The 22,405-nt window shown below is 45.0% G+C and carries 20 protein-coding genes, 2 tRNA genes and 1 other annotated feature; of the genes, 7 read left to right on the forward strand and 15 right to left on the reverse strand.

From position 1 onward, the window contains the following. Window positions 1–11 precede the first annotated feature (11 nt). From hemA to AC2TF5_RS21125, 11 genes are all read right to left on the reverse strand, one after another. A complete protein-coding gene (gene hemA / locus AC2TF5_RS21075) occupies window positions 12–1,418 on the reverse strand; it encodes a glutamyl-tRNA reductase (RefSeq protein WP_491299083.1) in 1,407 nt (468 codons plus the stop codon). Window positions 1,419–1,684: 266 nt separating this feature from the next. Continuing rightward, window positions 1,685–2,083: an adenosylmethionine decarboxylase gene (speD, locus tag AC2TF5_RS21080; RefSeq protein ID WP_208915321.1), complete on the reverse strand. Its 399-nt coding sequence runs from the start codon at window positions 2,081–2,083 to the stop codon at window positions 1,685–1,687. Between the two features lie 355 nt (window positions 2,084–2,438). Then, the gene (locus AC2TF5_RS21085; RefSeq protein WP_491299084.1) at window positions 2,439–3,026 is read right to left on the reverse strand and encodes a non-ribosomal peptide synthetase module; all 588 of its coding nucleotides are present in this window, start codon (window positions 3,024–3,026) and stop codon (window positions 2,439–2,441) included. 228 nt (window positions 3,027–3,254) lie between these two features. Further along, window positions 3,255–3,911, reverse strand: coding sequence for a ribosome biogenesis GTP-binding protein YihA/YsxC (gene yihA / locus AC2TF5_RS21090; protein ID WP_491299085.1), 657 nt, complete (start codon window positions 3,909–3,911; stop codon window positions 3,255–3,257). A 15-nt stretch (window positions 3,912–3,926) separates the two neighbouring features. Then, window positions 3,927–6,263 carry an endopeptidase La gene (lon, locus tag AC2TF5_RS21095; RefSeq protein ID WP_491299086.1) on the reverse strand — a complete coding sequence of 779 codons (2,337 nt, stop codon included), beginning with the start codon at window positions 6,261–6,263 and terminating at the stop codon, window positions 3,927–3,929. Window positions 6,264–6,346: 83 nt separating this feature from the next. Continuing rightward, entirely contained in the window at window positions 6,347–8,074 is a 1,728-nt protein-coding gene (gene lonB / locus AC2TF5_RS21100) for an ATP-dependent protease LonB (protein WP_491299087.1), read from the reverse strand. 464 nt (window positions 8,075–8,538) lie between these two features. Beyond that, on the reverse strand, window positions 8,539–9,648 hold the full coding sequence (gene ispG / locus AC2TF5_RS21105) for a flavodoxin-dependent (E)-4-hydroxy-3-methylbut-2-enyl-diphosphate synthase (protein ID WP_491299088.1): 1,110 nt from the start codon (window positions 9,646–9,648) through the stop codon (window positions 8,539–8,541). A gap of 104 nt (window positions 9,649–9,752) precedes the next feature. Further along, window positions 9,753–11,015 (reverse strand): ATP-dependent protease ATP-binding subunit ClpX, encoded by a 1,263-nt coding sequence (clpX, locus tag AC2TF5_RS21110; protein WP_491299089.1) that lies wholly within the window; start codon window positions 11,013–11,015, stop codon window positions 9,753–9,755. 13 nt (window positions 11,016–11,028) lie between these two features. Continuing rightward, window positions 11,029–11,619 carry an ATP-dependent Clp endopeptidase proteolytic subunit ClpP gene (gene clpP, locus AC2TF5_RS21115; protein WP_208915327.1) on the reverse strand — a complete coding sequence of 197 codons (591 nt, stop codon included), beginning with the start codon at window positions 11,617–11,619 and terminating at the stop codon, window positions 11,029–11,031. Between the two features lie 275 nt (window positions 11,620–11,894). Further along, on the reverse strand, window positions 11,895–13,220 hold the full coding sequence (tig, locus tag AC2TF5_RS21120) for a trigger factor (protein ID WP_491299090.1): 1,326 nt from the start codon (window positions 13,218–13,220) through the stop codon (window positions 11,895–11,897). A 146-nt stretch (window positions 13,221–13,366) separates the two neighbouring features. Continuing rightward, window positions 13,367–14,206, reverse strand: coding sequence for a hypothetical protein (locus AC2TF5_RS21125; RefSeq protein ID WP_491302958.1), 840 nt, complete (start codon window positions 14,204–14,206; stop codon window positions 13,367–13,369). 342 nt (window positions 14,207–14,548) lie between these two features. Between AC2TF5_RS21125 and AC2TF5_RS21130 the strand changes: the two genes are divergently transcribed. The 6 genes from AC2TF5_RS21130 to AC2TF5_RS21155 all read left to right on the forward strand — a co-directional run bounded on the left by AC2TF5_RS21130 (window position 14,549) and on the right by AC2TF5_RS21155 (window position 20,217). Continuing rightward, a tRNA-Arg gene (locus tag AC2TF5_RS21130) sits at window positions 14,549–14,622 on the forward strand. 759 nt (window positions 14,623–15,381) lie between these two features. Further along, window positions 15,382–15,714: a magnetosome magnetite crystal formation protein family gene (locus tag AC2TF5_RS21135; RefSeq protein ID WP_491299091.1), complete on the forward strand. Its 333-nt coding sequence runs from the start codon at window positions 15,382–15,384 to the stop codon at window positions 15,712–15,714. Window positions 15,715–15,758: 44 nt separating this feature from the next. Continuing rightward, a complete protein-coding gene (locus tag AC2TF5_RS21140; protein WP_491299092.1) occupies window positions 15,759–16,526 on the forward strand; it encodes a MerR family transcriptional regulator in 768 nt (255 codons plus the stop codon). Between the two features lie 164 nt (window positions 16,527–16,690). Then, the gene (locus AC2TF5_RS21145) at window positions 16,691–17,119 is read left to right on the forward strand and encodes an EamA family transporter (RefSeq protein ID WP_491299093.1); all 429 of its coding nucleotides are present in this window, start codon (window positions 16,691–16,693) and stop codon (window positions 17,117–17,119) included. A 159-nt stretch (window positions 17,120–17,278) separates the two neighbouring features. Then, complete coding sequence (locus AC2TF5_RS21150) at window positions 17,279–18,043, forward strand: class I SAM-dependent methyltransferase (protein WP_491299094.1); 765 nt, start codon at window positions 17,279–17,281, stop codon at window positions 18,041–18,043. Between the two features lie 48 nt (window positions 18,044–18,091). Next, window positions 18,092–18,311, forward strand: a binding site (T-box leader). A 40-nt stretch (window positions 18,312–18,351) separates the two neighbouring features. Further along, a complete protein-coding gene (locus tag AC2TF5_RS21155; protein ID WP_491299095.1) occupies window positions 18,352–20,217 on the forward strand; it encodes an arginine--tRNA ligase in 1,866 nt (621 codons plus the stop codon). Window positions 20,218–20,277: 60 nt separating this feature from the next. Here the strand turns inward: AC2TF5_RS21155 and AC2TF5_RS21160 are convergent, their stop codons facing one another. Beyond that, window positions 20,278–20,721, reverse strand: coding sequence for a hypothetical protein (locus tag AC2TF5_RS21160; protein ID WP_491299096.1), 444 nt, complete (start codon window positions 20,719–20,721; stop codon window positions 20,278–20,280). Window positions 20,722–20,919: 198 nt separating this feature from the next. Continuing rightward, window positions 20,920–20,993: transfer RNA gene (locus AC2TF5_RS21165), tRNA-Arg, on the reverse strand. Window positions 20,994–21,155: 162 nt separating this feature from the next. On the opposite strand from AC2TF5_RS21165, the gene AC2TF5_RS21170 reads away from it, so the two are divergent. Then, a complete protein-coding gene (locus AC2TF5_RS21170) occupies window positions 21,156–21,449 on the forward strand; it encodes a magnetosome magnetite crystal formation protein family (RefSeq protein ID WP_491299097.1) in 294 nt (97 codons plus the stop codon). A 167-nt stretch (window positions 21,450–21,616) separates the two neighbouring features. Here AC2TF5_RS21170 and AC2TF5_RS21175 read toward each other — a convergent pair whose 3' ends face one another. Next, window positions 21,617–21,979, reverse strand: coding sequence for a hypothetical protein (locus AC2TF5_RS21175; protein WP_491299098.1), 363 nt, complete (start codon window positions 21,977–21,979; stop codon window positions 21,617–21,619). A 14-nt stretch (window positions 21,980–21,993) separates the two neighbouring features. Next, a complete protein-coding gene (locus tag AC2TF5_RS21180; RefSeq protein WP_491299099.1) occupies window positions 21,994–22,317 on the reverse strand; it encodes a hypothetical protein in 324 nt (107 codons plus the stop codon). Window positions 22,318–22,405 lie beyond the last annotated feature (88 nt).

Genomic DNA, 22,405 nt, shown 5'->3' on the forward strand with positions numbered 1-22,405 from the left:
CGTCACCTGCCTTAAAGAGCGGCAGGGGTCAGAGAAATCCGCACCGATTTCTGCTCAGCAGATTGATCCGCCGATTTGACCAAAGACTCCACCTCAGATGGGTTTGCATTACTCAGAGCCTTACTGTCTGCTCCTTGTTCATTCTCTTCCATCAAACTTTCCAAAGCGAAAATTTGCGTGAAATAATCCAGTGCTTCACCGCCATGCTTTCCGCCCGTCATTTCTTTGATCCGGTTGATCGGGTCATGCATCATCTGATTCACAATACTCTTCGTCAGACGACGAATGACTTTGCGCTGGCGCTCATCCAGCTCAGGAAGTTTGTTAAACAAGCTTTCAAGCGTTTCCTCATGAATGTTGTTCGATTTATCCTGCAATGCCCGGATTGCAGGTCTGACGCCAAGCGTCTTCAACCACTGATAGAATGCATCCATTTCCTCTTCGATCATAACTTCGATTTTGGCTGCTTCCGCACGCCGCATCTCCATATTGCTCTCCACAATACCTTCCAGATCATCAATATCATATAAGAATACGTTGGATACTTCGCCCACCGCAGGATCAATGTCCCGAGGGACGGCAATGTCGATCATAAAGAGAGGCCGGGACTGACGTTTCTTCATACTTTCTTTGACCCGTGTCGGACTCAGCACATAATCATTCGCGCCTGTGGAGCTGATGACGATATCTACCTCATGAAGGCGCTCCATCGCTTCCAGCATACTGCACGGAGTTCCCCGAAATTTACGAGCAAGCTCCTCTGCACGAACTATCGTTCGGTTCGCTACAATGACTTCAGCTGCACCATTGGCATACAAGTGCTTGACGGTTAGCTCACTCATTTTTCCGGCGCCCAAGATAAGCACCTTTTTATCGTTAAATGTTCCAAATATTCGTTTGCCCAATTCAACAGCTGCATAACTTACAGAAACTGCGCTTTCTCCGATAGAAGTTTCGGAATGAGCCCGTTTCCCCAAGGTAACAGACTGCTTAAATAACATATTAAACCAGGTGCCTGTCGCCTTCTCCTCTTGAGACTTCAAGAAGGCACTACGTACCTGTCCTAGAATTTGCGTCTCACCAATAACCATGGAATCCAGACCACAGGTCACTTTGAACAAATGCGAAATTGCCTGCTCATCTTCATATATATAGAGATGCTGTGTAAACTCTTCACGTTTAATGTCAAACCACTGCTCCATAAAACTACGGATAAAATAGCCGCACATATGAAGGCGGTCAACCACCACATAAATCTCAGTACGATTACAGGTAGCGACAATGACGCCCTCTAATACGCTCTTGGTTGACTTCAGCTGGTTCAACGCCTCGGGCAAATCTTGCTCCGCAAATGTAAAACGTTCTCTGACTTCCACAGGCGCCGTGCGATAGTTCAACCCAACAACGACGATGTGCATTGCGTGTTCACCTGCCTAATGGTTTTTAATGCGCTCAGTATAGTACATTACACTTACAATAAAACGACTTGTTTGACCATGATAATTATATCACAGGTTGTCGAAATTCCTTGTCTATTTTATGAAATGTTTATGAAGTCCCCTTACTATTGTGGTATGTTTCAGTTGGAGATATACGGAGCAATTCCCTTTGTTACTCTATTCGTATAAAATAAATAACCATGGAGAATTCCATGGTTATCAGTATACACATTTAGGAGGCCTACTTACACCAATTCGGCCTGTTTCATCTCGGGCGTTTCGACAGTCATTTCGCCTAAACCGCGTACGAGTTTTTTTGCAAAGCATTTTTCAGGTTTTAAAACGGATACCAGGTAATCAATAGCCAATTGCGGATCTACCGTTTCCCCGCAGGTATAACAGTCAATCGCAGCAAAACCTCTCTCAGGATAAGTGTGAATAGAGAGATGGCTTTCCGACAGTAGCACAAGAACTGTAGCACCTTGTGGTTCAAATTGCTTGGACTGGACGGACATTACCGTTGCTCCGCAGGCTTCAGCGGCTTCCACCATCTGAGCTTGCAAAAATTCAGCACTGTTCAGTAGTTCAAAGTCGACTCCCCAAGTATCAACAGCAACGTGTCTTCCGAAAGTTGAGTATTCCATCTTTCGGTTTCCCCCTTCCTAGGAATAAAATGTTTGAAAAATTTCATCCGCTAGGACCTACGTCATTCACTTCCCGAGGGAATAATCTCTCGCAACATTACATGTCCTGAGTGAATCCTGGTTCCTATATTCTTTTCAACGAGATTAAAAATAACATCAATATGGTTGAAATGCAATACATTTTTGAAAATTGATGATATTTATTTTACAGATCAGCATATGAAAATGAATAAAGGTTTGCTCATCATGGACAAGTTGTATTTTCAGCTTGTTAAATGTCTTTGTTAGGGGTAGAGGCCTAACAAAAAAAGCCCCCGAATAAAAGGGTAGCTTTTAGTTAATACAATATAATTACTTAAGCCTCTAGTACAAACAGTCGCTGATTGAAATTCCGAAGCTGCTCATCGATACCTTCAATGCTCGACATGGTAACCGCAGCTATTCTCTGATCCAGAAGATCGTTAATGTGAAGGTGAATGGACTCGATCTCTTTCTCTGTTTCATTGCTGTTGTACAGGCGCTGCAGTTCACCTGCCGTATTCTTGTACTCATAAACCAGACTGCAGTCGTCTTCTGCCAGCTGTTCAATGCGCTTTACTGTTCCATCATGGTAGTCATAGCTCATAATGAATCCACGGTAAATCCGATTTACCTTACCTGATCCTTTGAAAGCCGAAAAAAGCTTGCGCACGGCATTGGTCAGTTGAGGGGTTACCAATCGGCAGGACAGCTCACAGACATAAAAGCCATCTTTGCGTTCAAAAGGCAAATGAACTTCTTCCCCGCTTTCGTCTTCGAGCACGATCTCCTGCCCTCCGCCGTCCATCACCTTAACCCGAAAATTAATCTGGGAAGTTATGGTACTCTGCAGAAATTGATTCATTTGAACGTCTGTCATTTGCATGGTGGCATTAACATATTCTGTGGCTAACCTATGAGCCATAAAAATCTCCTCAATTCTTTTAACAATCCTTACAACCATTATAACGCAGGCTACAAGGATTTTTCTTGTCAACGGATTGAGATTATTCAGCAAATTTCATAAAAAAACGGTTTAAGACGGAATTTCTCTAACAATTTCAAAGGGATTCTCACTTTCACACAGAAAATGCACCATATCTCTACGCTATATGATGAAAAAATGATTTCACAGGAAATAAGCAGGCAACCCTTATTCCAGTCCCTTTTCTATAGAGAAAGTATCGTCCTCATCGCCTTCATTGACCTCATCTGTTTCTAATTCATAGTTTGTATAAGACTGAATAATACTCCATAATTCATCCTTACCCAAACCACTTTCGGATGAAAACATGACCATCGAATGATGCGGACGAAAACCTAACGTTTCCTTCACCATTTTGATATGCTTGGACCAACGACTTCGCGGGATTTTATCGGCCTTGGTTGCTACGACACAGACATCACGATCATAATACTGAAGCCAATCGTACATGATGATATCATCTTTTGATGGCGGATGACGCAGATCTACAACGAGCAGAACAAGTTTTAGCTCCTCACGGTTCAGCAAATATCTCTCAATCATTTCACCAAATGCAGCGCGTTGTGTTTTGGATACTTTCGCATAACCATACCCCGGAAAATCCACCAAATATAAATCATCGTTCGCACGGTAATAGTTCAACTGTTGTGTTTTACCTGGAGTCGAACTTGTACGGGCCAAATTTTTACGAGATAGCATCCTGTTGATAAGCGAAGATTTACCCACATTGGAACGCCCTGCCAGAGCAATCTCCGGCAAGGCGTCTACAGGGTATTGGTCGGGACCTACAGCGCTGATAACAAATTCTGATTTTGTTACTTTCATATTCAGTATTCCTCTCTAATGCACTCCCGTTTGCTCCACCAGCGCGTGCTGGAGCACTTGATCCATATGGGATACGGGAACAAATTCAACATCGTTCTTTACGCTGTCTGGTATATCGCGCAAGTCCCGTTCGTTGTCTTTCGGTAGTAGAATTTTTTTGTAACCTGCACGGTGGGCTGCAAGGGATTTTTCCTTCAAGCCGCCGATCGGCAGCACCCGGCCGCGCAAAGTAATTTCGCCAGTCATGGCAACATCGCGTGCTACGTAACGCTTCGTCAATGATGATATGAGCGCGGTAGCAATTGTTATTCCGGCGGAAGGTCCATCTTTCGGAATAGCGCCCTCTGGAATATGGATGTGCACATCCAGCTTCTCATGGAAATCCGGTTCAATCCCAAGCTCCACTGCTTTGGACCGCGTGTAGCTGAATGCGGCTTGAGCAGATTCCTTCATGACATCACCAAGTTTTCCTGTGAGCGTCAGCTTGCCCGTGCCTGGGACAACGGTAACTTCGATGGTGAGGGTATCACCACCGACTTCGGTCCAGGCTAGACCGGTTACACTGCCCACCTGATCCTCAAGCTCAGCCATACCGTAGCGGAACTTCGAAACGCCAAGATAGTCCTTAATATCTTCTTCATCGATGGTGATTTTTTCGGAATTATCCGTTACGATTCTTTTGGCCGTTTTACGGCATAATGCCGCAATTTGCTGCTCCAGATTCCGTACACCCGACTCACGCGTGTATTCCCGGATCACTTTTAAAATTGCATTCTCATCCAGTTGCAGCTGTTCTGCTTCCAGCCCGTGCTCGCTCTTCTGCTTCGGAAGCAAGTAGCGCGAAGCGATCTGCAGCTTCTCCAGCTCCGTGTAACCTGGAATATAAAGAACTTCCATACGATCCAATAGCGGACGTGGAATATTGTGCAGCGCATTGGCTGTCGTTACAAACATAACCTGTGACAGATCAAACGGAATTTCAATAAAATGATCGCTGAATGTATTGTTCTGTTCCGGATCCAGTACTTCGAGCAGAGCAGATGACGGATCCCCCCGGAAGTCGGAAGCCATCTTATCGATTTCATCAAGCAGGAACACTGGGTTCTTCGATCCCGCTGTCTTCATGCCCTGAATAATTCTTCCCGGCATGGCACCTACATAGGTGCGCCGGTGACCGCGGATTTCCGCCTCATCCCGCACGCCGCCTAGTGAAATACGTACGAACTTACGTTCAAGGGAACGGGCTATGGACCGGGCCAAGGAAGTCTTACCTACCCCTGGCGGGCCAACAAGACAAAGAATCGGACCTTTCAGCTTCTTTACCAGCTTCTGAACCGCCAGATATTCTAGAACACGCTCTTTCGGTTTTTCCAGACCATAATGATCTTCATCCAGAATCTGTTCCGCTTTCAAAATATCCAGATCGTCCTCAGTCTGTTTTGTCCATGGCAGTGCTAGCAGCCAATCCACATAGTTGCGGATGACACCGCCTTCAGCTGAGCTGGCCGGCATCTTCTCCAGACGATCGATCTCTTTCTCAACTTTCTCGTTAACACGCTCCGGGAGTTCAAGTTCCTTCAGCTGATTGCGAAGTTCCTCAACTTCGCCGACGCGCCCTTCTTTCTCCCCCAGTTCTTTCTGGATCGCTTTCATTTGCTCACGCAAATAATATTCCTTCTGGGTTTTTTCCATCTGTTTCTTGACACGCTGATTGATCTTACGCTCAAGCTCCAGCACTTCGCGCTCATTGTTCAGGATATCAAGTAGCTTCTCCAGACGCTTCTGGACATCAATCGTCTCCAAAATCTCCTGCTTATCCTTGATCTTCAGGGACAGGTGGCTTGTAATCACATCCGCAAGCCGGCCCGGCTCTTCGATATCGGATACCGCAGCCAGTGTCTCGGGCGTCACTTTTTTGGACAGATTAATGTAATTCTCGAATTGCCCCAGAACCGTTCTCATGAGAGCGGCTACTTCGGAATCGCTGTTCTCCTCTTCAGGAAGCTCACGCGCGAGGACTTCATAATAATCCTCGTTATCCGTATATTGAATAATTTCCGCCCGTTCCATACCTTCCACAAGCACACGTATGGTACCGTTCGGAAGTTTGAGCATTTGTCTTACATTCGCAACTGTACCGATCCGAAAAATATCTTCTTGCGTCGGTTCTTCAATGTTCACTTCCGATTGAGAACATAGGAGAATCAAATTGTCTTCAACCATCGCCTTTTCTAATGCCTTAACCGATTTCTCCCGCCCTACGTCCAAATGCAATACCATGCTTGGATAGACGAGAAGTCCTCTCAAAGGCAGTAAAGGAAAACGACGACCTTTTGATTTACTGGGTCCCATCGCTTTCACACCTCCAATGGCTCTCAATGTTGACACTATTCCTATTTTATCAAATCTTCATATAAAAACCAACAAAGTAGGTGTTAACAGCTGCCTGCATCTGTAATCTTCCCATTGCGCGGCGGAGTCGCCTGCAACAAAGAGGGCGAAGCCGCTGGAAAAGTCTCCGCTTGAGGCATTTGAACCACTCCCGGTGTAACGGCTCCCCCGAACACTTGAGCGAACACTTCATCAACGGATTCCACCGGAATAACCCGTAGACCGTTCAGATCCTGAAACAGACTTTGCCAGTTCTCCTTCGGAATGATAACCGTGGTCGCTCCTGCCTGGAATGCAGCCTCCACCTTGGCGATGACACCGCCAATCGGCTTTACTTTACCGTGAATGCTGATCTCGCCGGTCATGGCGATTTTATTGTCAACTTCAATCCCTTTAATGGCTGACACAATCGCCGTTGCCATCGCTATGCCCGCGGAAGGACCATCGATTGGCGTTCCTCCTGGGAAATTGATATGCAGATCAAAATCCTTCGGTCTATACCCCATGAAGCCAAGTACAGTGAGCACGTTTTCTATGGAGCCTTTGGCCATGCTCTTGCGCCGGAGCTTACGGGAACCGCCTCCGAATTCCTCCTCATCGACCACTCCTGTAATATTGTAAGTTCCCTGGCCCTTCTCTGCCGGAACAGCTGAAACCTCAATCTCAAGCAGTGCTCCCATGTTCGGACCATAGACGGCTAAGCCGTTGACGAGACCGATCTGCGGTCTTTCCGGAATTTTACGGTCCGGACGCGGCTGTAGCTGACTGCTACTCGCCACCCACTCCACATCGGCTGCCCGAAGCGTCTCCCGTTTCTCTGTAAGCGCCAAACCTGCCGCAAGCTGAATCATGTTAACAGCCTCACGCCCATTGGTAGAGTACCGTTTCACAACCTCCACCGCTTCAGGACACGGAAGTAAGCCAATTTTTTGTATCGCATCTTCCGCAATTTGTCCAATTTCTTCTGGAAGCAAAGGACGAAAAAATATTTCCATACAGCGCGATCGCAAAGCGGGCGTAATCTCTTCTGGCGATCGTGTTGTCGCACCTACCAATCGGAAGTCAGCAGGCAGACCGTTTTGGAAAATATCATGGATATACGCCGGCGTGTTGGCATCTTCCGAGTTGTAATACGCACTTTCGAGAAGCACCTTGCGGTCTTCCAGCACTTTTAACAGCTTATTCATCTGAATGGGGTGCAATTCACCGATTTCATCAACAAATAAGATTCCTCCATGCGCTTTTGTGACAGCACCTGGCTTTGGTTGAGGAACTCCGGCTACTCCCATGGCTCCTGCCCCTTGATAAATCGGGTCATGAACGGAACCGATCAGCGGATCGGCAATACCCCGTTCGTCAAATCGTGCGGTTGTCGCATCAATTTCCGTAAACTTGGCGTCAAATTTAAAAGGAGACTGCGGGTTCTTCTTCGCTTCTTCCATGACCACACGCGCCGCTGCCGTCTTACCTACTCCAGGAGGCCCGTATACAATAACATGCTGAGGGTTGCCGCTGCACAGAGCCGCCTTCAAGGCACGGAGCCCATCTTTCTGACCTACGATATCATCCATCGTCTGTGGCCGGGTCTTCTCTGCAAGAGGTTTGGTCAGCGATATCGATCGAAGCTTCCGGAGCTTATCCAGCTCTTTGCGGGACTCCCGATCAACCGCTGTTTTACTTGTTTTTTGTCCACGTAACAGATTCCAGAAATAAATGCCGATAATCACTGCAAAGAACAGCTGAACCAGCATGAGCACAATATTCAGATTCATAAGTCATTCCTCCCGTTTTACCATTATGTCAATTATCAAACGTTAATACATGGTAGTATTGCCTGTTAATCGGATGGTAAAACGGCTCATTGAAAGGAAATGCAAAGAATCTGAAAATTAATGTGTGCCCTTAAAATAAATATGCGATATTTTGAGGGACACCCGTTCCGTTATATGGAGCAATTTCGTCTATTCAAGTGAGGTCACGGACTGAGAAGCCGTTATTTACGCCTATTCATGCGAAACCAGGTATGTTTTAAGAAAATAACGGAATCACAGGCCGGAACAATTTCGAAACTCGTCGATTGCAGCAAATAGTGGAATGTGAGTCCGAATCCGTAGCGCGCTTTATGTGTCAACCACATCAGTCTGCTAGTGAAACGTAGCATAGACCGCGGAGCCAAAAAAAGGCCACCCAAGGATAAATCCTCAGGCAGCCTCTAAGTTATAGTTATTTCGAGTGTTTACACACCCGTTTTATGCTTTCTGCCCGGAATCTCACCGGTTTCTTCATACACTTTAACGATATGATCAATCTCTTTTTTCAATTCCTCGACCATCGTCTCTTCAGGCACTTTACGTATCATTTCTCCGTAGCGGAACAACAGTCCCTCACCCCGTGCTCCGGCAATACCTATATCGGCTTCTCTAGCTTCGCCAGGACCGTTAACGGCACACCCGAGGACAGATACTTTAATCGGTACCTTAATGTTCGCAATATATTCTTCCACTTCATTAGCAATGGAGAATAGATCAATGTCTAGTCTGCCGCATGTCGGACATGATACGAGAGTTGCAGCGTCAGAGATCAAGCCGAATGTTTTCAACAATTCACGACCAACCTTAATTTCCTCAACCGGATCCGCACTAAGTGAAATCCGCATTGTACTGCCGATTCCCGTGGATAATAGGACACCAAGTCCAGCCGCGCTTTTTACTGTTCCAGAGAACAAAGTTCCGGCTTCAGTGATACCAAGATGCAGTGGATAAGGAATGACCTCCGCAGCTTTTGTATAAGCGGCAATAGCCATAGGCACATCAGAGGCTTTAAGCGACACAATGATATCATGGAAATCCAGTTCTTCAAGAATACCAATATGGAATAAGGCACTCTCCACCATAGCTTCGGGCGTCGGGTAACCGTATTTCTCCAGTAAGTGGTTCTCCAAAGAGCCTGCGTTTACACCGATGCGAATCGGAATTCCCTTTTCTTTGCACGCCTTCACGACAGCTTCGACTTTCTCACGTTTACCGATGTTGCCGGGGTTAATGCGGACTTTATCGATTCCATTCTCAATGGCGGCGAGTGCCAATTTATAGTTGAAATGAATGTCTGCGACCAGCGGAATATGAATTCGTTTCTTAATTTCCTTAATGGCTGCTGCAGCCTCGTCATTGTTTACCGTAACCCGTACGAGCTGACATCCGGCTTCTTCCAATCGCAGTATCTCAGCAACTGTGGCTTCAACATCTGCGGTTTTGGTTGTGCACATGCTTTGAATAATGACTTCATTGCTTCCGCCGATCGTGAGATTCCCCACTTTTACGGGCCGTGTGTCTTGTCTCAAAAACATGGTTGTATCTCTCCCATATAACGCCAAAGCTCCACCTCTACCCAGATGAATTAACAAAGGATAGGGGTGGAGAATCGGCATTGATTTATTTCAAAAGCGCTTTATCAGGCGCTCTCTTCCTGTTTCTTGTCATTATTGCCATTTCCTTTAAGTTCAGGGATGACTTTATCCTGAACAACTTTCTCGGTAATGACGCAATCTGTTATATCATCACGGGACGGAACTTCATACATCACATCCAGCATAATGCCTTCGATGATGGAGCGAAGACCGCGCGCACCAGTATTACGCTTAATCGCTTCGCGAGCAATAGCTTCCAGCGCATCCGGTTCAAACTTCAGATTAACGTTGTCGAGTTCAAGCATCTTCTGATACTGCTTCGTAAGAGCATTCTTCGGCTCAGACAAGATCCGAACGAGCGTCTTTTCATCCAGCGGCTCCAGCGTGGAGATGACTGGCAAACGTCCTACGAATTCCGGAATCAGCCCGAATTTCAGAAGGTCTTCCGGCAGTACCATTGTCAGGTACTCACCCGGCTTAAGGTCTTTTTGACCTTCACCGGAAGCGTTGAAGCCGATAACCTTTTTGCCGATCCGGCGCTTGATGTACTGCTCCAGACCGTCAAACGCTCCGCCGCAAATGAACAGAATGTTGGTTGTGTCGATCTGAATGAATTCTTGATGCGGATGCTTTCGTCCTCCTTGAGGTGGAACCGAAGCTACAGTTCCCTCCAAAATCTTCAGGAGAGCCTGTTGAACACCCTCACCGGAAACGTCACGTGTAATAGACGGGTTCTCGGATTTACGGGCCACTTTATCAATCTCATCGATGTAGATAATGCCGCGTTCCGCTTTTTCCACATCAAAATCTGCAGCTTGAATGAGTTTCAGCAAAATATTCTCAACGTCTTCGCCCACATATCCGGCCTCTGTCAAGGAAGTCGCATCTGCAATAGCAAAAGGAACGTTAAGGATTTTAGCCATGGTTTGCGCAAGTAGTGTTTTACCGGAACCCGTTGGTCCAAGCAGCAAAATATTGCTCTTTTGCAATTCAACGTCATCAATTTTGTTCTGCGTATTGATACGCTTATAGTGGTTATAAACGGCTACAGAAAGCGATTTTTTCGCCTGATCCTGTCCGATAACGTACTGATCCAGAATGTCACGGATTTCCCGTGGCTTCGGAATATCTTTCAGATCCACTTCTTCCTCGTGGCCAAGTTCCTCTTCCACGATTTCGGAGCACAAGTCAATGCACTCGTCACATATATAAACGCCGGGCCCTGCAACTAATTTGCGGACCTGCTCCTGCGATTTGCCACAGAAAGAGCATTTCAGCTGCCCTTTGTCGTCATTAAATTTAAACATACTATACCACCTCTTAAGATTTGATCGGTGAAGACAGGACCTCGTCAATAATCCGGTAAGACTTCGCTTCCTCCGCGCTCAAGAAATAGTCGCGGTCCGTATCACGTTCGATTTTTTCAAGGGATTGACCCGTGCGTTCCACATAGATACGGTTAAGCTTCTGTCTAGTCTTGATGATCCAATCTGCGTGGATTTGAATATCAGTAGCCTGGCCTTGAACACCACCGAGCGGTTGGTGAATCATTACTTCACTGTTCTCCAGCGCATAACGTTTACCCGGCGCTCCGGCAGTCAACAGCAGTGAACCCATACTTGCGGCCATACCCACGCAAATGGTGGATACATCTGGCTTGATAAGCTGCATCGTATCATATATACCCATCCCGGCTGTTACAGAACCACCAGGAGAATTGATGTACAAATGGATGTCCTTTTCCGGATCTTCCGCAGCCAAGAAAAGCAGCTGGGCAATGACAAGATTGGCGACATCGTCATCGATCGCACCGCTGAGGAAAATAATGCGATCTTTCAGTAATCGGGAATAGATATCATAAGATCTCTCGCCTCGATTGGTTTGTTCCACAACCATAGGTACCAGACTCATGCGACCAACCTCTTTTCCTTGAAAATTATACTTTTGCTTTACAAAAGTTATTCTAACATGTTCAACGCCCTATGTCATTTTTTAACCATGTTTACATTCTATGAACTTCTCAAAAATTATATCCTGCCAACTTGTCTCATTATGTATTTCCGCAAAAAACACCCATTTCATGTCATATTTAGTAATAAATTGGGTATTTTTAGGTAAAAATAAGGCACGTCATAAAATACGTGCCTTATCCAATGTAATGGCAGCTTCTGCAGCAGCCTTATTTATTATTCTTCTGTTGCTGTTTCTTCTTTTGCAGCCGGTGCACCTTCTACACTGTTTTCCAGCAAGAAGTCGATCGTTTTGCGAAGAACAAGTTCTTCACGCAGGCTGTCAAGGGAACCATTGGAAGCCAAAATGTTACGGATTTCGTCAACAGGACGCTTGTACTGTTCTGCCATGTTGCTAAGCTCTTGATTGATTTCCTCTTCAGTTGCTTCGAGCTTCTCTTCTTTCCCGATTTGCTCAAGAACCAGGTTGTTGCGAACGCGCTTCATAGCATCGTCCTTCATTTGACCTTCCAGGTCAGCTTGAGACTGACCGGAGAAGCTGAGGAACATTTCAAGGTTCATGCCTTGCTGGCGAAGACGATTGTCAAAATCGCGCATCATGTTTTGAACTTCGGATTGAACCATCGCTTCAGGAATTTCAATTTCAGCGTTTGCTGCCGCTTTTTCGACAACTTCGTTTTCACGAACACCTTTAGCTTCCTGCTCTTTACGGCTCAACAGTTGCTTCTTCAGGTCTTCTTTGTACTCGTCAAGAGTATCAAATTCGCTCACATCTTTAGCAAACTCGTCATCCAGCTCAGGAAGCTGTTTGCGCTTGATCTCGTGTACTTTTACTTTGAAGACTGCTTTTTTGTTAGCGAGCTCTTCCGCATGATACGTTTCAGGGAATGTTACTTCAACGTCTTTGAAGTCTCCAGTTCCCATTCCGATAACCTGCTCTTCAAATCCTGGAATGAATGTGTTGCTTCCAAGTTCGAGGGAATAGCTCTCAGCTTGTCCACCTTCGAAAGGAACTCCGTCAACTGAACCGTCAAAGTCGATGACTGCGATGTCACCAGAAGCTGCTGTTCCCTCATCGATTACAGCGAGCTCGGCATGACGCTCTTGCAGACGCTCCAACTCTTGGCTAAGTTCTTCGTCGGAGACTTCAGCAGCCACTGCTGCTACTTCAATACCTTTGTAGTCTCCAAGCTTCACTTCAGGTTTAACGATTACTTTTGCTTTAAACTTGAATGCTTCGCCTTTGGAGAACTGCTCGATATCGATTTCCGGACGATCTACAGGGAAGATTTCCGCTTGTTCAACAGCTTCGCCATATACTTCAGGAAGAAGGATGTCGATAGCATCTTGGTAGAGGCTTTCTACCCCATAACGTGTTTCAAAGATTGAACGCGGTACCTTACCCTTACGGAAACCAGGTACATTCACTTTTTTAACTACTTTATTAAAAGCTTTGTCGAGGGCAGCCGCTACGCGGTCCGCTTCAACCTCAACGTCAAGAACGCCAAGGTTCTTCTCTATTTTTTCCCAAGTTGCTTTCATTTATGCTTTCCCCTCCAAAAAAATTCACGTGGTCGGCGTAGATAATATATCACGTACCGAATAACCACTATAGTATAAACAACATTAAATCCTTTTTCAAGGGCGAACCCTTATGGCTCCACATCGAAAACGTTTCCCCGCCCCTGTCAATCCTCTACGCCTGCCGAGACAAATTGCTTGAGAGAGCGATATGCCCCCTCGTATCTGAATCGCATCGTATCCGTAATCTCATAGTAAGACCGGACTTCCTCTTCAGCGCGCATGCCTTTCAAACTTTCGGAGACGATATCATGAAGAGCCGCAGCCCATATATCCAGAGTAGTTTCTTCGCCATCCAGCATGGAAAGATAATCCATCGTACCATAAATTGCCATAACAAACTGTGTCCACAACTCTTGAGCAAAATAATACAGCGTCGGCTCATGGATTTCGGTCTTTTCGGCCACACGCTCCAATATTTGCAGGATGGCATTCGGAAATTCGCTATGACTCAAAGGCACATGCTCAACCTCGATTTCTACCGTCTCCGCCCCTCTCTGAAGTGTTACGAAACCGGTCATCTCTCGGCGGCGCAAAGTTTGCAGTACACGGAATTGCAGCAGCGGATGAAGAGGTTGTTCCTTAAGCCATGTAGTCAGAGCCACATCGACCTCCGGCCGATCAAGATAAGCCAGTTGTTCCAGCGCTAGTACCGTTTGCTCCGTTAGAGGTCCGTTCATGACCGTGTCCAGCAATTTATCCGCATAACCAGCGTCCTGAGCAAGTTTATCTTGAACCATGCGGCGGGCCATGTCTGCCTCTTCCTCGTCACTCTCGCTATCTGCTTCCTCTTGACTGGCGGGACCGGATACAGCTTGTGGAAAAGCAGCTTCCAGCCACTCCAGCAGCGCCTGCCATTCTTCGTAATTCCGTTCGTTCTGGCCTTGGCACTGAAGCAGAAATCGGAGGAGCTCCATGGCCTCCCCGTAACGTTCGTTTTCGAGCATGACGGTGAGTTGAATCTGGTAGTAATCCAATGTCTTCGGAAACAGGATGATATTTTTGTCTTGTTGGTCTGGGGAGTAGGAGTCCTTTATAAAGGACACCTCCTTTCTTTTCCGTTTTCATATTTGTAGATTATAGCATATCCCCCGCCAAGATAAAAAAACAGAAAAACTCAAGGAAGAGTAACGCTTTTTCATATACATTGGCTGTTATAAAATACGTGATTATATAGTATATCTAAAATATATAACACGATGCGGTTATGTTTAATCGTTATTTTTTTGAATTTAACTCTTGAATTTATTTTTATCACATGGTATGATATTCCCTGCTTGAAAAAATATGTCCCAGTAGCTCAGCTGGATAGAGCAACGGCCTTCTAAGCCGTCGGTCAGGGGTTCGAATCCCTTCTGGGACGTTCTGAGTAAAACCGCCTTTATGGCGGTTTTTTTGCGTATTCCAGAAGGGTGAGAACCACAGTTGGGAGTTCGTCGGAGCATAGACATCGTTAGGATACGCTTCGCAGTCGGCCCGTAAGGCCGTGGTCAAACATAATCCGATAAGTAATGTTGTATTTCTACAATACTAGAACCGCAAAATGCCCAAGCAAGTTGGTATTGTTGTAATTTCTACAACGATATCTACTAAATAGGTGGCTTCCTATCCCTATTGTTGTATAAATACAACAATTCGCCCCTAACCGTCTAATTTCAGTAATTTTGTTACACTTTTTACAACATTAACTTGAATCCTACTGGTTCAGCTGCTCAAAGTCTGCACATATAGCCATCTCTCCGCATACGCACGCTATCACGCGCTTCTACTGAAATTCTTACATCATATCGAACGACAGCAGTGAAATCACCATCTCTTCCATACTCACCTACGCAACAGTCGAAACCTATTATGCAACAATAGATCTGCCTTATACCATGCGAGACATGTAAGTTCCATCAAGTTAACTGACCGCAGTGAAACACTCCCTTCCCCATCAGACATCAGTTTCCTACCGCTACAGGATACTACCATTCTTAAGTTCGATGCTTTTAGCCACGCTAATAATTTTTTCCATTAAATTTGAATTTGGTACTTGAACCTCTAGCTACGTCACCTTTTATGATGACTTCAGTTGTTAATAAAAAGGTAACCATCAAATACACTTTGGAGGTAAAGTACTATGAAAAAAGAAAGTTTACTGAATAGGATATTGGCAAGTTTAGTGCATGTATTTTCGATTTTACTAACCTTTGCATTACCAATCGCTGTATACTTTATATCAAAAAATAAAAATAAATATTTGGCTGATCATGCAAAAGAAGGTATGAACCTTCACTTCACTTTTTTCCCCATCTTTTTGGCATTAACCTTTACTTCTCAAATATGGAGTGCAGCTTCAATTCTTTCTAAGGCACTTCTTGTAATTGAAACCATACTGATTATTATTGCAGCAGCTTATGCTTTAAAGGGAAAAATATTTTCATACCCCGTTATACGCTATTTTAAAGTCTGAACTATAGGATTTTTAAGTCCATTTAGGACAGAGGAGGTGAAATTATGGAAAAAGACATTTTTACCATTGGAGAATTTGCGCAAAAGTCTGGTACGGGCATTCGAACACTTCGATATTATGACAGTATAGACTTGCTTAAACCAAGTGATTATACAGAGGGTGGACACAGACTATATACAAAAGAGGATATAATAACTCTGCAAAAAATTAAATGCCTACAGTTTCTCGGTCTATCCCTAAAAGATATTAAAAACATGCTTAAAAACCATACTGTTAAAGGCACTGCGATATTACAATCTCTAAATGACCAAAAACAGTTATTTGAAGCCAAAAAGCTTGAGATTATGAATATTTTAACCGATATAGATCACATGATTGAAACAATTGAGGAAGAGGAAACGATCAATATCGATATATTTTGTGCTATGGTTCAAAAATTAATGTTTGAAGAGGAAACAGAACGATGGTTTAAAGAACATTATTCTAAAGATGTAGTGAATGAATTATTGGATATAAATAAATCCGAAAAAATCGATCTAGATAAAAAATGGACTAAGATTTTAACTCAAATCAAACATTTAATCTCTACTGAAACCCCGCCGTCTTCTATGAAATCGCAAAAAACTATAGAAAATCTGATGCTGCTTGTGAATGAAACCATGAAAGGGAATATTGATTTGTTTAAAGAAACACTGCCGCACACAAGACCTTTCCCATTTCCCAATCCGTTTACAGATAAGGATCTACAATTTATAAAAGAAGCAATGGAGATTTATACAAATAACAATCCATCATCTTGGATTGAAATGTAAAATACAGCATATAGCGCCTTTTGGCGTTTTTTTGTGCCTAAAATTCATATTTGAGGAATTCCAATAATGCTCTATACTATTAAAGGCAAACATTAATACATACACCACTTTTTTTCACCAACTACTTAACCAACTTTATCTGCTCTAAAGGAGGAGGAACGATCATGCCCTTATGGCTTATATATGCCCTGCTTTCAGCGGTAGCTGCTTCACTCGTGGCCATTTTCGGAAAAATTGGGCTCCAAAACATTGACGCGAACTCCGCAACTGCGATCCGCTCGGTAATCATGGCTCTATTTTTGCTCGGTGTCGTAGCGGTTCAAGGCAAGTTCGCTCAGTTGGGAGAAATTTTGGTCCAGAAAAAAGCTCTCAGTTTTATCGTATTAAGCGGCGTAGCAGGTGCGTTGTCGTGGCTTTTTTATTTTTTAGCATTAAAATACGGCAAAGTATCGCAGGTTGGTCCTATTGATAAACTGAGTGTCGTCATTGCGGTCATCCTGGCATTTGTATTCCTCGGTGAGAAAATATCGTGGATCAACGCCGCTGGCGTAGCTCTGATCGCTATTGGAGCTCTTTTGGTAGCTGTAAAATAAACTATCCCTTGCAAAAGACCGCCAAAAAGCGGTCTTTTCTACTGTTTCCTTTCCCTCCTTGCTATAGGTTGAAACTATAAGCCCCATAATAACTATATATTTCCTTTAATAACCTCGTATATGTCACAATTAGAGCACCAATAGTCAAGGAGTGGTGTTATGAGCTCAGATCAAGTGTGGAAGCCTGAAGACTATGACCGCCAGCTGTCTTTTGTAACAACGTACGGAAAAGGATTAATTGAGCTTTTGGCCCCTCAGCAAGGAGAACGAATTCTGGATCTTGGCTGCGGAACTGGGGATCTGGCACACGAAATCGCCGCGTCCGGGTCCTCTGTTGTTGGAATGGATTTCTCTGAAGAGATGATTAGAAGAGCCGCGGTCAAGTATCCACATCTGACATTCGTTGTTGGGAATGGCGAAAATTTTAACACAGACGTTCTCTTTGATGCCGTATTTTCCAATGCTGCGCTGCACTGGATAACCCAAGCATCAGATGCTGCCTCTTCTGTATATCGGGCATTAAAGCCAGGCGGCCGCTTTATCGCTGAATTCGGTGGCGCCAGCAATATCAGAACAATCGCGAAGGCAATACAAAACGTACTATCATCCCAATATGGAATCGATGCCAATAACCGTAATCCGTGGTACTACCCTAGTATTGGTGAATATGCTTCGTTACTAGAGAAGACAGGGTTCAGGGTGGCACTGGCTCAACATTACGACCGTCCAACTCGGCTTCTCGGCGGTGAGAACGGTATTAAGGACTGGCTTACTCATTTTGGCGACAACTTTTTCACTGGCCTTACACCAGACGAAAAGAAAAATGCATTTGAACAAATAAGCCAGCTTACGAAACAATCCCTGTGGAAAGACGATGCATTTTATGCGGACTATAAACGACTTCGAATCGTTGCATTCAAATGATAGTTGATTTTCACGGTAGATTGGTTATAATATGAAAAACTCGAATAACGCAGTTCAATGATTGGGAGAGTACTGATCGACGTCTATGTCCAAGTGAGCCGGGAGAGTGGGAACCGGTACAGGCTCGGTCACGAAGCGGACCCATGAGATGGTCTTCTGAAACAACTAGTAGGAAGCCCCGGCTTACACCGTTATTGTATTGAAGTGGTTAAACCTATGGTTTAGCAACGAGAGTGGTACCGCGAGCGCTATAGTCCTCGTCTCTTATGAGATGAGGGCTTTTTTTATTTTCTAAGGGGGAACTAAAAATGTTAAGTCAATTCATCACTACAGGCATCGAACAAGCGGTGCAGCATGTTGTGTCATCAACTCCAGGAGCGGCTCTGCCAGATGTTTTACAGGTACAAGTCGAGCAGCCTGCAAATATGGACCATGGCGACTATTCCACGAATATTGCCATGCAGTTAGCCAAAACCCTTCGTAAGGCACCGCTGAACATCGCTGAGCAAATTAAAGTTCAGCTTGAACAAGACAAGTCTTTTGCAAAACTGATCCACCATATCCAAGTTGTGCCGCCGGGGTTCATAAATTTTTATATGGATTGGTCCACATGGGCTCAAACGACTTTTGAGCTTCCTCAATTACCAGCGGAAAAGGTTGTAATCGAGCATACATCCATCAACCCGAACAAATCAGCACATATTGGTCACTTGAGAAATTCTTGTATCGGAGACACTCTCGTTCGGCTGATGAGGAAAATCGGATACGAAGTGGAAGTTCATAACTACATTGATGATCTCGGCAATCAGTTGGCGGATACGGTCGTCGGCATTCAGAACATTTCCTTATCCAAAGAGCATCGCCGCTTCGGAGATTATTGCTGGGATATTTACTCCGCCATCAACAAGACTTATCAAAATGACCCGGAACTGGTTCACCAAAGAACCGATGTTCTTCATGCACTTGAGGAAGGTAACCAAAACCTGTCCTGGGTCGGGTTGCTTGTAGCTGAAAGGATTGTACGTGAGCACATCGAAGAAATGAAGCAGTTCGGCATTGAGTATGACCTGCTTGTCTGGGAAAGCAATATCGTCAGAGAAGGATTTTGGGCATCTGCGTTTGAGCTGCTGAAGCAGACCTCCTTGTTCCATCAAGAGACAGAAGGTAAACTGGCTGGCTGCTGGGTATTAAAGCAATCAACGCAGGAGTCCGGGGATGACAGTGATACGGAGCACAGTATAGATAAGGTACTGGTTCGTTCTAATGGCATATTAACCTATACGGCAAAAGATATAGCATATCATTTATGGAAATACGGCTTGCTCCAAAATGACTTTATGTACAAAAAGTTTGCAGGCGATGTATGGACGACCAGTTCTCACGGTGAACATCAACTATTCGGTAAAGCCGATATGGTTATCAACGTCATTGATTACAGACAGCAATATCCACAGGCGATGGTCAAGCAGGCGCTTGAAGGACTCGGGTTCACCACGGAAGCAGAGAAGCTGCGTCATGTTAGCTATGGCGTTGTATCCTTAAGCCCGTCAGCTGCGGCGGATCTTGGCATCGACACCTCTGACGGTAAAGCCTCTTACGCAATGTCCGGCCGTCAAGGCATCGGCATCAAAATAACAGAACTGATCGACCTGATGGAAAACGTCATCGAAGAATCTCGTTCGGATAAGAACGGCTTGTCCAGCCGGGATATCGCCACAGCTTCCATCCGCTACTACCTGCTGCGTTTTGCTCTGCAAACCGAGGTCGTATTTGATCTAAAACAAGCTACCGAAATTTCCGGAAATACAGGTGTTTATCTGCTCTATTCCTACGCTCGCGCCCTAAGTGTACTGAACAAGGCTCAGGACAAAGATGTGATACCATTCGTACCAGAGCAGTTCCCTGTTCTTGAAAAAGCAGAACATGCTCTGCTCAGACATATAAGCACATGGCATGATTCACTCTATGGAGCGGGTAAAGAACTCACGCCGAGTTCTCTTTGTAATTACGCATATGAGTTGGCCTCGCTATTCAACAACTTCTACGGGGCATGCCCAATTCTCAAGATGGATGGTGACGTGCTGAAGTTCCGCGTATGGCTAACCTCTATTTTCAAAGAAACGCTTGGTGAAGCATTAGAGATTCTTGGACTGCCGACGCCGAGCCGGATGTAACATCATTTAAAAGCCCCCATTCTTTGTCTACTCAAGAGATGGGGGCTTCTACTATTCTGATTATTGCAAACCTCGAACTGTCAGTTTAACGTTGTAACCTTGCTCGGTTTTGCCAGCTTCCGCAATCGTCCAGTTGACAGCCAAAGTCTGTTTCAAACGCTCCAGCTGTTCTTCCTGCAGAGGAAGACCTTCAATAATTCCTTCACCAACTAGGAAATCGGATTCCGAACTTAAATGGAAAGCTTCTTCAAGCCATATCTTCAATCCATTTCTCGTGTTAAACGTAATCCGGTATCCTTCTGTCGTGGCCTTCTCCAAATCTTCCCCATGCTGCTCGGCATAGCTAAACAGCTCAGTATAATCAAAATGGCCGTTTTGTGCGACATGGAATGCTTCGACCTGACCTGAGCGGATAGCCTGCAAGAGTTCTTCTGCTTGCAGTCCGCATTTTCTCGCATGCTCCAAAAGAATAGCAGTGTGCTGCGAAATCTTTATCTCTGACATCTGTGGTCTCTCCTTCTATGTATGATATTTATGAATTCACCAGTACGGTACCAAAAGGATGTGGAGTTTACTTACCATCCTCTTTTGCTTGCTCTGGACACTATTTCAGTATAATTCTTTTTCTTCAAATTTGCAGTAAGTAGGTTCTCACCTTCTGGAATACACAAAAAAACCGCCATAAGGCGGTTTTTTCATAAGCGTCCCAGAAGGGATTCGAACCCCTGACCGACGGCTTAGAAGGCCGTTGCTCTATCCAGCTGAGCTACTGGGACATATGTTATGTAAGATGAGACTTAAAACAGTAACGAAATTTATTATATCGCATTTTCGCCAATTTTCAAACAATTATTTGTGAGAACAATGTGACTTGTGAATCAGCTCGCCGCTGACAGGGTAATATGAATAACAAATGACAGATCAAAAGGGGATTCTCTATGCGGCAATTACTTTCGTCATTAACGTACTTCAGCATCTTTTTCGCACCATTTATATTGCCGATCATTGTATGGATCGTCGCTAAAGATATCTATGTAGAAAAGCATGCCAAACGCGCCCTACTCTCTCACCTCTTTCCGGTCATTGCTGCCATCGTGCTCTTTTTTATGGCTACTAGTGCAGGTTCATACGGTGCGGTACTTGGATATGTGTTCCTTTTTGCGGTTATCTACTTCGGTGCTTTTGTATACAATGTGGTCCAAGGAATAAAGGTACTGCAGGAATACGCATAAATAGCAGCCACCATTTTATTATCTCAACTCAATATTTGAATCATAGAAAGGACCAGGCATATGCCTGGTCCTTCATCTTTTTTATTTTGTCGTAATAAGCACTGGGCGTGGTCTCTGATATTCTTGAGGGATTTATTCCGCTTAAGGTTCCTCTCCCGTCTGCTCCATTATGGTGTAACCCCGCCATTAAAGCGTTCATTTAGTTGCTGATTCAATGTGCCATGGGACAAAAGCTGCTGTCTGAACTCTTCCCGCTCCTCTTCGGCCGTACCTACTGTACTGTTCTCAAACGCGGCGTCCGTTGCATCCTCATAAGCGGTGTGCATGCTGTTGTCAAACCAGTCGTGCTCTAGAGAGGCGTCGCTGCGAACCACTTTCATTAGTTGGTAGCCTCCCATCGGTGCGGTCGGGGCCAAGTAAGCCAGAACTACAGTATCCGCTCCTGAAGCGGGGTGAACTTCCACTTCAGCACAAGGTGTACCGTTCACGTCTGTCATACGCCGGATCTTTGCGTCTTTTATAGAGTACATATTCATTTCTCCTTTTAATTGTCAGTAAGATGAGAAAGCAACCGAAACTGTTCCATCTGGTAGCGGGTATCAGGCGTTCCTAGACGGTAGATAGACATATACACACGGTCCAGCGAATTCTGATACAACGCATTTGTACTCTGCTCAGGTGTATCCGGCCATGGAAATACATATCCCGGAAAGGCCTCTTCTTCCTTTTCCTGCATTAAACCAAGCTCCATCCGCACTTGCTCAGCTTCCTCTGGGGTGGCCTCAATCTCCCATTCGTAAGAGCTCTGCCCCTGCTCCGTCAAAACCGAGCGGCTCTGAACGGAAACATAATACGTCGACTTGTCCATGACGCTCTCACTCCTTCGCTTTGGATTCGTCCTCCGTCATAGTTTTCGTTAAAGGACAGACATTTTATGCCCTGCTTCGGCATATATC

Source organism: Paenibacillus sp. JNUCC 34 (assembly GCF_058269055.1).

Coding starts and splice junctions, on each gene's coding strand:
- AC2TF5_RS21180 (WP_491299099.1), bottom strand. CDS start 22,317: ATGGACAAGTCGACGTATTATGTTTCCGTTCAGAGCCGCTCGGTTTTG.
- AC2TF5_RS21160 (WP_491299096.1), bottom strand. CDS start 20,721: ATGTCAGAGATAAAGATTTCGCAGCACACTGCTATTCTTTTGGAGCAT.
- AC2TF5_RS21135 (WP_491299091.1), top strand. CDS start 15,382: ATGAAAAAAGAAAGTTTACTGAATAGGATATTGGCAAGTTTAGTGCAT.
- speD (WP_208915321.1), bottom strand. CDS start 2,083: ATGGAATACTCAACTTTCGGAAGACACGTTGCTGTTGATACTTGGGGA.
- clpX (WP_491299089.1), bottom strand. CDS start 11,015: ATGTTTAAATTTAATGACGACAAAGGGCAGCTGAAATGCTCTTTCTGT.
- AC2TF5_RS21140 (WP_491299092.1), top strand. CDS start 15,759: ATGGAAAAAGACATTTTTACCATTGGAGAATTTGCGCAAAAGTCTGGT.
- AC2TF5_RS21150 (WP_491299094.1), top strand. CDS start 17,279: ATGAGCTCAGATCAAGTGTGGAAGCCTGAAGACTATGACCGCCAGCTG.
- AC2TF5_RS21125 (WP_491302958.1), bottom strand. CDS start 14,206: ATGCTCGAAAACGAACGTTACGGGGAGGCCATGGAGCTCCTCCGATTT.
- lonB (WP_491299087.1), bottom strand. CDS start 8,074: ATGAATCTGAATATTGTGCTCATGCTGGTTCAGCTGTTCTTTGCAGTG.
- tig (WP_491299090.1), bottom strand. CDS start 13,220: ATGAAAGCAACTTGGGAAAAAATAGAGAAGAACCTTGGCGTTCTTGAC.
- yihA (WP_491299085.1), bottom strand. CDS start 3,911: ATGAAAGTAACAAAATCAGAATTTGTTATCAGCGCTGTAGGTCCCGAC.
- AC2TF5_RS21085 (WP_491299084.1), bottom strand. CDS start 3,026: ATGGCTCATAGGTTAGCCACAGAATATGTTAATGCCACCATGCAAATG.
- AC2TF5_RS21155 (WP_491299095.1), top strand. CDS start 18,352: ATGTTAAGTCAATTCATCACTACAGGCATCGAACAAGCGGTGCAGCAT.
- ispG (WP_491299088.1), bottom strand. CDS start 9,648: ATGTTTTTGAGACAAGACACACGGCCCGTAAAAGTGGGGAATCTCACG.
- AC2TF5_RS21170 (WP_491299097.1), top strand. CDS start 21,156: ATGCGGCAATTACTTTCGTCATTAACGTACTTCAGCATCTTTTTCGCA.
- hemA (WP_491299083.1), bottom strand. CDS start 1,418: ATGCACATCGTCGTTGTTGGGTTGAACTATCGCACGGCGCCTGTGGAA.
- AC2TF5_RS21175 (WP_491299098.1), bottom strand. CDS start 21,979: ATGTACTCTATAAAAGACGCAAAGATCCGGCGTATGACAGACGTGAAC.
- clpP (WP_208915327.1), bottom strand. CDS start 11,619: ATGAGTCTGGTACCTATGGTTGTGGAACAAACCAATCGAGGCGAGAGA.
- AC2TF5_RS21145 (WP_491299093.1), top strand. CDS start 16,691: ATGCCCTTATGGCTTATATATGCCCTGCTTTCAGCGGTAGCTGCTTCA.
- lon (WP_491299086.1), bottom strand. CDS start 6,263: ATGGGACCCAGTAAATCAAAAGGTCGTCGTTTTCCTTTACTGCCTTTG.